We start from the raw sequence: 13,758 nt of genomic DNA, 5'->3' as shown, positions 1-13,758 counted from the left end.
CTCGAGATTCCGGGTTCGCGCTCTCGCGCGCCCCGGAATGACGGAAAGAAAAAGATGAACCACGACGCCTATCCCGACAATTACATCCGCGGCATCCTCAACAGCGTGAAGTCGATCGCGATGGTCGGCGCCTCGCCGGTCAATGTGCGGCCGAGCTATTTCGCATTCAAATATCTGGCGCAGCGCGGCTATGACATGATCCCGGTCAATCCCGGCCATGTCGGCAAGGAGCTGCTCGGAAAGCCCTTCATTGCCTCGCTGTCCGACATCGGCCGTCCCATCGACATGATCGACATTTTTCGCAATTCCAGCCACATCATGCCTGTCGTCGAGGAAGCGCTCACGCTCGACCCGCTGCCGAAGGTGATCTGGATGCAACTTGGCGCACGTGACGATTTGGCGGCAGCGAAAGCCGAGTCGGTCGGTATCAAGGTGGTGATGAACCGCTGCCCCAAGATCGAATATGGCCGCCTGTCGTCCGAGATCTCCTGGATGGGCGTGAATTCACGCACGCTGAGCTCGAAGCGCGCGCCGGCACCGACGCAAGGCATGCGTCTATCCCTCAATCGGATGAGCGTCGGCGGCGGCGACACCGCGGCCTCCGATCGCGCCGCCAAAAACAAGACCGAGCAAAGCTGACGCAATTGCGAGGGATTCATTTTGCCAACGCGACAATGCGTAGCAAGATCATTCCCAAATGGTCTTGATGTGACGCGGCGCCTTGACGGCGAGCGCGGCGCCCATCAGCATGCCGCGCGATTTCAGACCAAGAGAACAGGACGCCCTCAATGAGCGATCGCCTTCCGGGATTTTCAACCCTCGCCGTGCATGCCGGTGCACAGCCCGACCCCACCACCGGTGCGCGCGCGACTCCGATTTATCAAACGACCTCGTTCGTGTTCAACGATGCCGACCACGCCGCCTCGCTGTTCGGCCTGCAGGCGTTCGGCAACATCTATACCCGCATCGGCAATCCCACCAACGCGGTGCTGGAAGAGCGCGTCGCCGCGCTTGAAGGCGGCACGGCCGCGCTGGCGGTGGCCTCGGGCCATGCCGCGCAGGTTGTGGTGTTGCAGCAATTGATGCAGCCCGGCGACGAGTTCATCGCCGCGCGAAAACTCTATGGCGGCTCGATCAACCAGTTCACGCACGCCTTCAAGAGCTTTGGCTGGAACGTAGTGTGGGCCGATCCCGACGACGTCGCGAGCTTCGAGCGCGCGGTGACGCCGCGCACCAAGGCGATCTTCATCGAGTCCATCGCCAATCCGGCCGGCAGCATCACCGACATCGAGGCAATCTCGACGGTGGCGCGGAAGGCCGGCGTGCCGCTGATCGTCGACAACACGCTGGCCTCGCCCTACCTGATCCGCCCGATCGACCACGGCGCCGACATCGTCGTGCACTCGCTGACGAAGTTTCTGGGCGGTCACGGCAATTCGCTCGGCGGCATCATCGTCGATGCCGGCACCTTCGACTGGTCGACCGGCGGCAAATATCCGATGCTGTCGGAGCCGCGGCCGGAATATCACGGCATCCGCCTGCAGGAGACCTTTGGCAATTTCGCCTTCGCGATCGCCTGCCGCGTGCTGGGCTTGCGCGACCTTGGCCCCGCGCTGTCGCCGTTCAACGCCTTCATGATCCTGACCGGCATCGAGACCTTGCCGCTGCGCATGCAGAAGCAATGCGACAATGCGAAAGCGATCGCCGAATTCCTCGCCGGCCATCCGGCGGTGGCTTCGGTCAGCTATGCGGGCCTTGCGAGCGACAAGTACAACCAGCTCGCGCGCAAATACGCGCCGAAGGGCGCGGGCGCCGTGTTCACCTTCAGCCTGAAGGGCGGCTATGACGCCGGCGTCAACCTGGTGTCGAAGCTGCAGCTGTTCTCGCATCTCGCCAATGTCGGCGACACCCGCTCGCTGGTGATCCATCCGGCCTCCACCACGCACAGCCAGCTCGACGACGCCGCCAAGGTGAAGTCCGGCGCCGGCCCCGACGTGGTGCGGCTCTCGATCGGCATCGAGGACAAGGAAGACCTGATCGCCGATTTGGAGCAGGCGCTGGGGGCGTAGTCATCGCTGTCATTCCGGGATGATCCGAGGACCAGACCTCAGGTGCGCAATTGCGCGCCGGGGAATCTCGAGATTCTCGGGTGCGCAATCGCGCACCTGAGTTCGCGCTCGCGCGCGCCCCGGAATGACGGTCGCTTTGGCCGCCGTCAGTTAACAGTCATTAACCATATCTGCCGCATAGATGGCCTTTGGATCGCCCTTTTGATTCGGAGCCGACGATGCTGCGCTGGATGGTGCCTGCCCTTGCGGCGATGCTGACGGTTTCAGCCGCCGTTGCCGCTGACTTGCCGGCCACGCCGAAGCGGCGTGCCGCCGCTCCGCCACAGGAGCCGCCGCAGGTCTATGTCGATACCGATCCGGATGCGCTGATCTCGCCGGCCTATGGCATCGGCAGCTACATCCGCAACCTGCCGGGCACACCGCTGCTACCGGGCTCGCACACCCTGCCGGGCTACTACGGCCGCCCCTGGAGCTACGACTATCAGGGCGCGTATTACGGCGGGAAGCAGGTCGATTATTTCTGGCGCCTGCCCTACGCGTGCGGCATCTACGGCTATTGCTGATCAGCCGGGCTGGCTAATCGGAACCGCACGCGGCTGCGCCTCCGCAGATCGCCGCGAAGCGAGCCGTTCCACCTGCATCACCGCGAGCATCAGCACGACGATTGCGACGGCCTGGTGCGACAGCGCGAGTTCGATCGGCACCTGGTTGAGCAGCGTGAGAACGCCGAGCACCGCCTGCAGGCTCACCGCCACGAACAGCCAGAGCGCGCCGCTTGCCGCAGCACCCGCGCGCGAGCGCACCGCGTCGATTGCGTGCAGCAGCGCCAGCGCGAACAGCGCATAGGCGGTCATGCGGTGCTCGAACTGCACCGTCAGCACATTGTCGAACATGTTGCGCCACCACGGCGTCTCGAACCACAGCCGCTCGGCCGAGGGAATGAACGCGCCGTCGATCTGCGGCCAGGTGTTGTAGGCGCGCCCGGCGCGCAGGCCCGCAACCAGTGCACCGAAATAGATCTGCACGAACGTCACGACGAGCAGCAGCGCACTCGTGAAGCGCAACCGCGCCGGTGCTGCGATCTGCGGCCGCTCCTTGAGCCGCCGCACCGTCCAGACGATGCCAGCGAAGATCAGGAGCGCGAGCACAAGATGCGTCGCCAACCGATATTGCGACACTTCGACCCGTCCCGTCAGGCCCGAGGCCACCATCCACCAGCCGACCGCGCCCTGGAGACCGCCAAGCGCGAACAGCAACCACAGCCTGCGCTTCAATTCACCGGACAGGCCACCGCGCCACAGGAAGAACAGGAACGGCAGCAGATAGGCGACGCCGATGAAACGGCCGAGCAGCCGGTGGCTCCATTCCCACCAGAAAATCTGCTTGAACTCGGACAGGCTCATGCCCGCGTTGAGCTCGCGATATTGCGGGATCCTCTTGTAGGCCTCGAACGCCTCGGTCCACTGTGCCTCCGACAGTGGCGGCACGCTGCCCGTGACCGGCTTCCATTCGACGATCGAAAGGCCGGATTCCGTCAGCCGCGTCGCGCCGCCGACCAGTACCATCAGCGCGATCAGTGCGGCGACCGAGATCAGCCACCAGCGCACGGCGCGACGCGGGTTGGTTGGGACAGAATTCGTCGTCATTTCAGAGGTTAAAACCAGGGCTTGAACCGGACTGCGTGCCCCTTATAGTCCCCCGCTCCCGCAGCGCAAGTTACGCGAAAGGCCGCTATTAGTCCGTCATGACGATCCGCACCCGCAAGTTCCTCGGCGCCATCCTGCTCCTGGTGCTGGCCACGGTCTGGGCCCTGCTCGGCATGGCGGCAGCGCAGATTCCGTGGATTGCCGAGTCCGGCTGGCGGCAGGCGATCTATTACGTCGTGGTCGGCATGGGTTGGGTGCTGCCGGCGATGCCGATCGTGAGCTGGATGCAGCGGCCCGACCGCGTCAAGTCTGGCTCGTAGCGGTCGGCCTCACCGGCGCAAACGCAACACCCGACACCAGCACCCGCAACATGCGCAGCGAGCGCACGCGGCCGTCCCAGGAAATCCGCGGCAGCGCGCGCAGATTGGTCCGCCCCTCCGCGTCCACGATGCCCGGGATCGTCGACACCGCGCTGGCAAAGCCGGCCTCCTCCGCCATCATGACGTGGCTGCGCCGGAACGAGGTGCGGTCGCCGAACGGAAAGGCGAAATGCCTGACATCGCGGCCGAAAGCGGCTTCGGCAACGGCCTTGCCCATCGCCATCTCGCGCGAGGCTGCCGTATCCTTCATGCTGGCGAGAACGGGATAGTTCACGGTCGCGCTGCCGATCGTCACGAGCGGATCGGCGGCGAGCTTCGCCAGATCCTCCCAATCCATCGACGCCGCGCGCGAGAGCGCGGCAAGATCAATGCGGTAGCGCGTGCAGAGATCGGCGATCGCGGCCGATAGATCCGCCGGTGACAGCGAGCGCAGCCAGCTCTCGAGATGCGAGAACAGCGCCTGCTTCTCGGCATTGTCGGTGACGGTGAAGCGCTGCTCTCTCTCGCCCATCATCAGGTTGATGCGGCTCTCGCGCGCGATCACCTGTTCGAGCCCAAGCCACCAGGCCTGCCCGACGCCATCGGGAAATGCGGTGGGCACGTAGACCGTGAAGGGCACGGCGTGATGCGCCAGCATCGGATAGGCAAAGTCGATGAGATCCTTGGACGCACCATCGAAGGATAGCGCCACGAAACGCCGTTTCTCCGGCAGTGTCACCGCGCGCCGGCAGACCTCGTCCATGCCGAGAAAATCGTAGTTCCAGCGCTTCAACGCGCGAATGGCGCGGTCGAGAAATTGCGGCGTGATCTCGTGCGCGCGCAGCGGCTGAAACCCGCCACGCCGCCGTGGCCGCACCCGCGCAAAGCGCAGGATGGCGCCGGCACCGCGGCTGCGCAGCGCAGCCTGGCCGGTGAACCAGGCCAGCTCGAGGCGCAGCCGTTCCAGCCATCTGTCGTCGGATGCCAATATCCCATACCTTCGCGCCCCCAAGGCGCCGTTCCCTCTCCATTGTCCTTACCCTTTGTTGACATTTCTTTGCAAAGGTCGGCCACAGGCCGAATTACGTCTATTTTGATTTCTCGACAGGTTTCGCGAATGACGATGGCTGCGGCGATGCAAAGCCGGACGGCAGAAGCGCCAGCGCGGTCGAAAGCGAGCCGTATCGCGCATGTCGATATCCTCACCGATCTTGGCGCTGCCGAGGCGGTCTGGCGCGCCTTTGAGGAGCCCGGCCATCTCTTCACGCCCTATCAGCGGTTTGATCTGCTGAGCCCCTGGCAGCGACTGGTCGGCGAGCGCGAGGGTGCGCGCCCCTTCGTCGTGATCGCCCGTGACGCCGATCACACGCCATTGATGCTGCTGCCGCTCTCGCTGCGCCAAAGCCACGGCGTGCGCACCGCCTGCTTCATGGGCGGCAAGCATACCACCTTCAACATGGGCCTGTGGAACGCCGCGTGTGCCGCGCAGACCGTCGCCGTCGATCTCGATACGCTGCTTGCGCCGCTGCGCGAGCACATCGACGTGCTCGCGCTGACGCAGCAGCCGCAGCGCTGGCACGGCCAGCAGAACCCGTTTGCTCTACTGCCGCGGCAGAGCCCGATCAACGGCTGCCCGCAACTGGTGCTGGAGCCGGGCGGGCCGCCGGCATCGCGGATCAGCAATTCCTTCCGCCGCCGCCTCAAGAGCAAGGAAAAGAAGCTCCAGGCGCTGGCTGGCTATCGCTATCACCTTGCCACGTCAGACGCCGACATCACCCGCCTGCTCGACTGGTTCTTCCGCGTCAAGCCGGTGCGGATGGCAGAACAGAAGCTCCCGAACGTCTTCGCCGAACCGGGTGTCGAGCAGTTCGTCCGCAGCGCCTGCCTTGCGCCGCGCGGTGAAGGCCGCGTCATCGACATCCACGCGCTCGAATGCGACGACGAGGTGATCGCGATCTTCGCTGGCGTCGCCGACGGCGAGCGCTTCTCGATGATGTTCAACACCTACACGATGTCCGAGCACGCCCGCTACAGCCCCGGCCTGATCCTGATGCGCTACATCATCGATCGCTACGGCGAGCGCGGCTACCGCTCACTCGACCTCGGCATCGGTTCGGACGACTACAAGCGGATGTTCTGCAAGGACGATGAAGACATCTTCGACAGTTTTGTCCCGTTGACCTCGCGCGGCAAGCTCGCGGCGATGGCAATGTCCTCGCTGAGCCACGGCAAGCGGCTGGTGAAGCAGAACCAGATGCTGTTTGATCTGGCCAGGCGGCTGCGGCAGGCGTTCGGGTAAACGTCACAAGCGCTTTAGCGCCCTCCATCCACTTGCGAGCAAACCTGTAGGGTGGGCAAAGCGAAGCGTGCCCACGTCTTATGTTATTGCATTGGATAGGTGGTGGGCACGGCGCATACGCGCCTTTGCCCACCCTACGATTCCTGGTGCGCGGAGAAAGAAGAGCCTACGCCGCCACCACGCGCGGCGCATCCACCGCATCCGAAGCCTGCACCGGCTTGCTCAGCATGGTCACCTCGCTGAATCCGACCGCCTTCAGCTGCTCGCACATCAGCGTGCGCGCATCGCTCGCCATCGAGGCATCGGGCACCACGACGGCGCGGGCATGCGCCGTCAGCAGTTCGGCCGGAAGGTCGGAGGCGCTGCCGGCGTCGATCAGCACGTGATCATAGGCGCGCAGCAGCGCGTCGATGGCGAGCGTCACCCGCGGCGATTGCAGCACGCTGCGGTCGAAGCCGGGACGGCCGGCCATGACGAGATGCAGCCGCGACAGCTTGTCCCGGGTGATGATTTGCGCGAACGACGCCTCGCCCTGCATCAGCTCGGCAAGGCCGGGCGCCGAAGCGTCGACGGAGACCGCGGCAATCGTCGGCGAGGACGCGGCGAGATCGACCACGACGACGCGCGCCTCGCGCGCCAGATGCCGGGCAAGCGTCAGCGTCGACAGCGTAATGGCTTCGCCGGAGGCGGTGCCGAGCACCGTGACCTTCTTCGCCGCAGCGCCCGCGGCGCGCAGGCTGCCGGCCAGATTTTCGATCTCGGTGAATTCGGTGACGTCGGCATCATCAGTCATCTCCGGCTGAAGCGGCGCGGGCTCCGCCATGACCGGATCGGCGATCGGCTCGACCTCGGGCCGGACAACCGGCTGGACAACCGGTTCCTGGCGCACCGGTGCCTGCGCTTGCACCGGGCTGAACGCGGCCACCGTGCGCGGTGCGGTCTGGCGCAACAGCTCGCCGGTGACGACGACGCCGGACGAGAGCAACAGCGTCGCGATCGTCGCGATCAGCACGATCGGCAGCTTCTTCGGGTAGGCCGGCGTGTTCGAGACGATGGCGCGCGAGATGACGCGGCCGTCGGTCGGCGCCGTGTCGATGGTCTCGCGGGTGTTGGCCTCACGGTACTTGGCGAGATAGGTCTCGAGCAGATCGCGCTGCGCCTTGGCCTCGCGTTCCAGCGCACGGAGCTGGACGTCCTGGCCGTTGGTCGAGGTCGCCTGCTTCTTGAGCTGCTCGAGGCTCACGGTCAGGCCATCGACCCGGCCGCCGGCGATCCGCGCGTCGCTTTCCAGCGAGCGGGAAATCTTGGCCGCTTCGTCGCGGATTTGATTGTCGAGATCGCCAAGCTGCGCCTTCAGCTCCTTGATCCGCGGGTGATTGCCAAGCAGTGTCGATGACTGCTCGGCAAGCTGCGCACGCAGCGTGACCCGCTGCTCGGACAACCGCCGCATCAATTCGGAGTTCACGACCTCGGAGGCCTCGATCGGCTTGCCGCTCTGGAGCATCTCGCGGATCAGGCGCGCCTTGGATTCCGCATCTGCCTTCAGCGCGCGCGCATTGTTGAGCTGGGTGTTGACCTCGCCCATTTGCTGGTTCGACAGCGTGGTGTTGTTGGTGCCGACGAACAGGCTCGACTTGGAGCGGAAGTCCTCGACCCTGGCCTCGGCGTCGGAGACCTTCTTGCGCAGGCTCTCGATCTCGCCGGCGAGCCACTGGCTGGCGTTCTTGGCCTGCTCCTGGCGCGCGCCCTGCTGGAGCACGAGATAGCCGTCGGCGATCGAATTGGCGACGCGCGCGGCAAGGTCCGGATCGGCGGACTGGAATTCAACCACGATCACGCGCGACTTGTCGACGGCGTAGGCCTGGAGACGATCATAATAGGCATCGAGCACGCGCTCTTCCGGCGTCATCGAAAACGGATCGCGACCGATACCGATCATTGCGGCCAGCGACTTCAGCGGCGAGATGCCTTGCAGCACGGGATCGAATTCGGGGCGTTCGGCGAGCTTGTTCTTCTTGATGATCTCCCGCGCCAGATCGCGCGACAGCACCAGCTGCACCTGGCTGGTGACGGCCTCGGCGTCGAGCGCCTGCCGCTCCTCGGTGCGGTCGCTGCTCGGACGCAGGAACACGTTCTCGCGGCCGTCGATGAGGATGCGCGATTCGGACTTGTAGCGCGGCGTGACGAGGTTGACGACGGCGACGGATGCGACGAGCGCGAGCACCGTTGGCACGATGATCCAGCCGCGCTTGCGCGCCAAGGCCGCGCCGAGCGCGTGCAGGTCGATATCGCCGGATTCGATTTGGGCCTGCTTGGTGACGACGGGCGCAGGCTTTGCTTCAAGCCTGACTTCAGCCTTGGTCTCGACCTTGGTCTCGAGCTTGGGCGCGACCTCGGGTTTGGCCTTCGAGACGGCCCGCGCGACCACGGCCTTGTCCTTGCCGGCACGCCAGAACGCTAAACGCATCGAACACTCCCGCAGGGGCAACGCCACTAAGCTACCTCAACCGGGGCGATTACACTCCATTAAGGTTGCCGCTGGGTTAATCGCGGCATGCGGCGACTTGCGCAGGCGCACTCGTCACCGTTTGTTAACCACGAGGGCCCTTAATCCGTCTCGATATTTTCCTAGGAATTGTTCGGCATTCGCCGTCGAGCGCTGGTTTTGATTCATGCCCCCCTCTCCTGACCGGCCGCTTCGTATCCTGCACGCCGTGCGTGCTCCGGTCGGCGGCATCTTCCGCCACATCCTCGACGTCGCCAACGGCCAGGTCGATCGCGGCCACCATGTCGGCATTCTCGCCGACAGCCTCACCGGCGGCGAGCGCGCCGACAAGGCCCTGGCAGAACTCGCGCCGCGGCTGAAGCTCGGCGTGCACCGGCTCGCGATCCGCCGCGAGCCGTCGCCAGACGATGTCCTGGTCTGGCTTCGCATGCGGCGCCTGATCGCCACGCTCAAGCCCGACGTCATGCACGGCCACGGCGCCAAGGCCGGCGCCTTCATCCGCATGCGACGACGCTCCGACGACACCATCCGCATCTACACGCCGCATGGCGGCTCGCTGCATTATCCCCTCAACACCTTCAAGGGTGAGTTTTACGCGCGGCTGGAGCGGACGCTGATGGACGCGACCGACCTGTTCCTGTTCGAGAGCGCATTCGCCCGCGACACCTATCAACGCATCGTCGGCACGCCCAAGGGCGTGGTGCATTGCGTCTTCAATGGCGTCACGCCCGAGGAGTTCGAGCCGGTCGTGACCGCCGACGATGCGACCGACCTCGCCTATGTCGGCGAGTTCAGGCACATCAAGGGCGCCGATCTCCTGGTCGATGCCGTGGCGCGCCTGCACGAGGGCGGCAAGAAGGTCTCCCTGACGCTCGGCGGCGACGGCGAGGAAACGGCGGCGCTGAAGGCGCAGGTCGAGAGGCTCGGCCTCACCCATGCGATCCGTTTCATCGGCCACGTCAAGGCGCGCTACGGCTTCTCCAAGGGGCGGCTGCTGGTCGTCCCCTCGCGCGGCGATTCCATGCCCTATGTCGTGATCGAGGCCGGCGCGGCCGGCATTCCCATGATCGCGTCCCGCATCGGCGGCATTCCCGAGATCTTCGGCTCCGAGAGTCCGGCCCTGTTCGCGCCAAGCGATTCCGAGGCCATGGCCGAGGCGATCGCGGCCGCACTCGACGATCCCACAGCAACGGCGCAGCGCGCCGTGTCCTTGCGCGAACGCATCTCGGCGCATTTCTCGCAAGCCGCCATGGTCGACGGCGTGATCGCCGGCTATCGCGACGCATTTGCCAATCATTAACCATCCTTAAGCCCGCTTTAGAAAATCTTCCGATTTGTTCGATAATCGAAGGACCAGGGGATGCCGCCCGGGGCGCCAACGCTATTGGCCCGCGGGTGCTTGAAATGGACGTGGACGCCCGTGGAACCGCTCAACGCACGCTCGATGCTCGATGCCGCGACCAGCGCCGCGGCGAAACCCGCTGACCAACCCTTCGTGGAGCGTCGCCGCCGGCTCTCGCCCGCAGCCCTCGACGTCGTCAACCAGAAGGTCGCCCGCGCCTATTCGCCGATCGTGATCGCCGGCTTCGTGCGCGTCGCCGACTTCGCGCTGCTGAGCCTCGTCGGTATCGCGCTCTATGTCGGTTATGTCATGCCGCTCTCCGGCTTCAGCTGGGTCTATCCCGCCGAGGTCATCGCCGTATCGATCGCGGCCGTGGTCTGCTTCCAGGCCGCCGACATCTATCAGGTGCAGCTGTTCCGCGGGCAGCTCCGGCAGATGACACGGATGATCTCGTCCTGGTCGTTCGTCTTCCTGCTGTTCATCGGCATCTCCTTCTTCGCCAAATACGGCAGCGAAATCTCGCGGCTGTGGCTTGCCGCCTTCTACTTCCTCGGGCTCGCCGCGCTGCTCGCCGAGCGTCTGGTGCTGCGCTCGCTGGTGCGCGGCTGGGCGCGCCAGGGCCGGCTCGACCGCCGCACCATCATCGTCGGCTCCGACAGCAATGGCGAGCAGCTGGTCGAAGCGCTGAAGGCGCAGGAGGATTCCGACATCCACGTGCTCGGCGTGTTCGACGACCGCAACGACAGCCGCGCGCTCGACACCTGCGCCGGCGCGCGCAAGCTCGGCAAGGTCGACGACATCGTCGAATTCGCCCGCCGCACCCGCGTCGATCTCGTGCTGTTCGCGCTGCCGATCTCGGCGGAAACGCGCATCCTGGAAATGCTGAAGAAGCTCTGGGTGCTGCCGGTCGACATCCGCCTCTCCGCCCACACCAACAAGCTGCGCTTCCGGCCCCGCTCCTATTCCTATCTCGGCGAGGTGCCGACGCTCGACGTGTTCGAGGCGCCGATCACCGACTGGGATCTGGTGATGAAATGGCTGTTCGACCGCGTCGTCGGCAGCCTCGCGCTGCTCGTGGCGCTGCCGGTGATGGGACTGGTGGCGCTGGCGGTGAAGCTCGACAGCCCCGGCCCGGCGCTATTCCGCCAGAAGCGCTTCGGCTTCAACAACGAGCGCATCGACGTCTACAAATTCCGCTCGATGTACCACCATCAGGCCGATCCGACCGCCTCCAAGGTCGTGACCAAGAACGATCCGCGCGTCACCCGCGTCGGCCGCTTCATCCGCAAGACCAGCCTCGACGAGCTGCCACAGCTCTTCAACGTGGTGTTCTCCGGCAATCTTTCCCTGGTCGGCCCGCGCCCGCATGCGGTGCAGGGCAAGCTGCAGAGCCGCCTGTTCGACGAGGCCGTCGACGGCTATTTCGCCCGCCATCGCGTCAAGCCGGGCATCACGGGCTGGGCCCAGATCAACGGCTGGCGCGGCGAGATCGACAACGAAGAGAAGATCCAGAAGCGCGTCGAGTTCGACCTTTATTACATCGAGAACTGGTCGGTGCTGTTCGACCTCTACATTCTCCTGAAGACGCCGATCTCGCTGCTGACCAAGAACGAGAACGCGTATTGAGCTGAGTTTCTCCGACATGCCCCGCGAAAGCGGGATCCAGTACGCCGCGGCGCCGACCGTCTTCTCCAATGGCCGCCACGGAGTACTGGATCGCCCGGTCAAGCCGGGCGATGACAGCGGTGTTTGTGGCGTGTGAGTAGCGTAAGCGTATGAGCATGTGATGGCGTATGCGGCAACAGCCGGTGGAGTGAACGTAGCCGTACCGGCTGCGCCCGGCGTGCTGGCGCTGCAGCGCGCGCTGGTGTGGCTGGTCGGCGCCTCCGGCGCGATCGTCTTCATCGAGCCGAGCCCCTACGAGATCATGACGCTGCTCGCAGCCGTCACGTTCTTCGCCACCGGCCTGCGGCTGCGGCTCGCGCTGATGCCGCTGGTGCTGATGCTGGTCCTGCTCAATGTCGGCTACACGATCAGCGCGATCCCGCTGTTCGAGCAGTCCGAGGTGGTGAGCTGGATCGCGACCTCCTGGTACATGGCGGTGACCGTGGTGTTCTTCGCGATGGTCACGTCCGAGGATACCGCGGCCCGGCTCGACATGCTCCGCCGCGGCCTCGTGGTCGGCGGAATGATCGCCTCGCTGCTGGCGGTCGCCGGCTATTTCCACTTGGTGCCCGGCGGCAACGACCTTCTCACGCTCTACGGCCGCGCGCGCGGCACGTTCAAGGATCCGAACGTGCTCGGCGCCTTCCTGATCCTGCCCGCGCTGTTTGCGCTGCAGAGCGTGGTTTCGGACAGACTGGGGAAGGCCTTCCGCAACGTCATCGCCTTCGGCATCATGTCGCTCGCGATCCTGCTCGCCTTCTCACGCGCCGCCTGGGGCGGCCTGGTGCTGACCTCGGCCTTCATGCTGGCGCTGATGGTGCTGACCAGCCGCACCAACGCGCAGCGCTCGCGCATCATCATCATGGCGATCGTGGCTGCCGTGCTGGGCCTCGCGCTGATCGCGGTGCTGCTGTCGTTCGATTCCACCGCCGAGATGTTCAAGCAGCGCGCGAGCTTCGACCAGAGCTACGACGAGGGCCGCTTCGGCCGGTTCGGCCGCCACATCCTCGGTGCGGAAATGGCGCTCGACCTGCCGTTCGGCATCGGCCCTCTGCAATTCCACCGCTTCTTCCCCGAGGACACCCACAACTCCTATCTCAACGCCTTCATGTCCGGCGGATGGCTCTCCGGCGTGTGTTATCCCGCGCTGGTCTTCACCACCGTCATCATGGGCTTCCGGCACATCTTCGTCCCGGTGCCCTGGCAGCGTGCTTATCTCGCAGTGTTCTCCGCCTTCGTCGGCACCGTCGGCGAAAGCTTCGTGATCGACACCGACCACTGGCGGCACTTCTGGATGATGCTGGGCGCGATGTGGGGCATGATCGCGGCCGCGCAGATCTACAAGACTGGGACTAGCGACGAAGCTTCTTCAGCTTGAGGGCCGGCCGCTTCTCCGGCGGCGTGTCAAGCAGGCCCTTCAGGGCCTCCGTCGCCGCGAGCACACCCTTGTAGCCCTCATTGGCGAAACGCAGCAGCAGCCGCAATTCCTCGTCGGAATAGCCGTTGCAGATCTTCTCCATCGCCTGCTGCATCGGCACGTAGAACTGGCCGATCTTCATCGCTGCGTCCGGCACGACCGCGATGAAGACCTTGCGGCGGTCTTTCTCATCCCGCTCACGGCGCACCAGCCCGGCCTTTTCGAGCCGGTCAACCACGCCGGTGATCGCGCCGGTCGTGAGGCCCGTGACCTCGGCGAGCCTCCCTGCGGTGACGCGTCCCTCGAGATACAGGATGTCCATGCATTCGAGGTCGGAATTGGCAATTCCGGCAACGTTGGCAACAGTTTGCCCGTAAAGCACGCCCTGCGCCGACGACCTGCGCATGGCCTCCTCGAGCTCCTGCAGCAGCGCAGCGCGCGCCTTCTTCCTTGAC

At 65.2% G+C, this 13,758-nt stretch carries 12 protein-coding genes; 8 read left to right on the top strand and 4 right to left on the bottom strand.

Annotated features, from left to right (window positions below; translation table 11 throughout):
* Positions 1 to 54 precede the first annotated feature (54 nt).
* From GA0061098_RS30780 to GA0061098_RS30765, 3 genes are all read left to right on the top strand, one after another.
* Positions 55 to 639 (top strand): CoA-binding protein, encoded by a 585-nt coding sequence (locus GA0061098_RS30780; protein ID WP_091965247.1) that lies wholly within the window; start codon positions 55 to 57, stop codon positions 637 to 639.
* Positions 640 to 788: 149 nt separating this feature from the next.
* A complete protein-coding gene (locus tag GA0061098_RS30775; RefSeq protein ID WP_091965245.1) occupies positions 789 to 2,069 on the top strand; it encodes an O-acetylhomoserine aminocarboxypropyltransferase in 1,281 nt (426 codons plus the stop codon).
* Between the two features lie 218 nt (positions 2,070 to 2,287).
* Entirely contained in the window at positions 2,288 to 2,632 is a 345-nt protein-coding gene (locus GA0061098_RS30765) for a hypothetical protein (protein ID WP_028141414.1), read from the top strand.
* On the opposite strand, the gene GA0061098_RS30760 is transcribed toward GA0061098_RS30765, so the two are convergent.
* Positions 2,633 to 3,715, bottom strand: coding sequence for a COX15/CtaA family protein (locus GA0061098_RS30760; protein WP_091965241.1), 1,083 nt, complete (start codon positions 3,713 to 3,715; stop codon positions 2,633 to 2,635).
* A gap of 98 nt (positions 3,716 to 3,813) precedes the next feature.
* On the opposite strand from GA0061098_RS30760, the gene GA0061098_RS30755 reads away from it, so the two are divergent.
* Positions 3,814 to 4,035: a DUF2842 domain-containing protein gene (locus GA0061098_RS30755; protein WP_091965239.1), complete on the top strand. Its 222-nt coding sequence runs from the start codon at positions 3,814 to 3,816 to the stop codon at positions 4,033 to 4,035.
* On the opposite strand, the gene GA0061098_RS30750 is transcribed toward GA0061098_RS30755, so the two are convergent.
* Positions 4,019 to 5,062: a polysaccharide deacetylase family protein gene (locus GA0061098_RS30750; protein WP_091965237.1), complete on the bottom strand. Its 1,044-nt coding sequence runs from the start codon at positions 5,060 to 5,062 to the stop codon at positions 4,019 to 4,021. The genes GA0061098_RS30755 and GA0061098_RS30750 overlap by 17 nt on opposite strands.
* Positions 5,063 to 5,191: 129 nt before the next feature.
* Between GA0061098_RS30750 and GA0061098_RS30745 the strand changes: the two genes are divergently transcribed.
* Positions 5,192 to 6,373, top strand: a complete 1,182-nt coding sequence (locus GA0061098_RS30745) for a GNAT family N-acetyltransferase (protein WP_091965235.1) — start codon at positions 5,192 to 5,194, stop codon at positions 6,371 to 6,373.
* A 166-nt stretch (positions 6,374 to 6,539) separates the two neighbouring features.
* On the opposite strand, the gene GA0061098_RS30740 is transcribed toward GA0061098_RS30745, so the two are convergent.
* Positions 6,540 to 8,840: a GumC family protein gene (locus GA0061098_RS30740; protein ID WP_091965233.1), complete on the bottom strand. Its 2,301-nt coding sequence runs from the start codon at positions 8,838 to 8,840 to the stop codon at positions 6,540 to 6,542.
* A 205-nt stretch (positions 8,841 to 9,045) separates the two neighbouring features.
* Here GA0061098_RS30740 and GA0061098_RS30735 point away from each other — a divergent pair, with 205 nt between their 5' ends.
* From GA0061098_RS30735 to GA0061098_RS30725, 3 genes are all read left to right on the top strand, one after another.
* Positions 9,046 to 10,179 (top strand): glycosyltransferase family 4 protein, encoded by a 1,134-nt coding sequence (locus GA0061098_RS30735; protein WP_091965232.1) that lies wholly within the window; start codon positions 9,046 to 9,048, stop codon positions 10,177 to 10,179.
* A 120-nt stretch (positions 10,180 to 10,299) separates the two neighbouring features.
* Positions 10,300 to 11,847 carry an undecaprenyl-phosphate glucose phosphotransferase gene (locus GA0061098_RS30730; RefSeq protein WP_165637705.1) on the top strand — a complete coding sequence of 516 codons (1,548 nt, stop codon included), beginning with the start codon at positions 10,300 to 10,302 and terminating at the stop codon, positions 11,845 to 11,847.
* 160 nt (positions 11,848 to 12,007) lie between these two features.
* Positions 12,008 to 13,264: an O-antigen ligase family protein gene (locus GA0061098_RS30725; protein ID WP_165637704.1), complete on the top strand. Its 1,257-nt coding sequence runs from the start codon at positions 12,008 to 12,010 to the stop codon at positions 13,262 to 13,264.
* On the opposite strand, the gene GA0061098_RS30720 is transcribed toward GA0061098_RS30725, so the two are convergent.
* Positions 13,239 to 13,709 (bottom strand): MarR family transcriptional regulator, encoded by a 471-nt coding sequence (locus tag GA0061098_RS30720; RefSeq protein ID WP_165637712.1) that lies wholly within the window; start codon positions 13,707 to 13,709, stop codon positions 13,239 to 13,241. The two genes, GA0061098_RS30725 and GA0061098_RS30720, sit on opposite strands and share 26 nt — an antisense overlap.
* Positions 13,710 to 13,758 lie beyond the last annotated feature (49 nt).

Origin of the sequence: Bradyrhizobium shewense (assembly GCF_900094605.1) — a bacterium.
Lineage (GTDB): Bacteria > Pseudomonadota > Alphaproteobacteria > Rhizobiales > Xanthobacteraceae > Bradyrhizobium > Bradyrhizobium shewense.
Note: the sequence above shows the minus strand (reverse complement) of the source record. Positions and strands in the feature narration are given on the sequence as shown.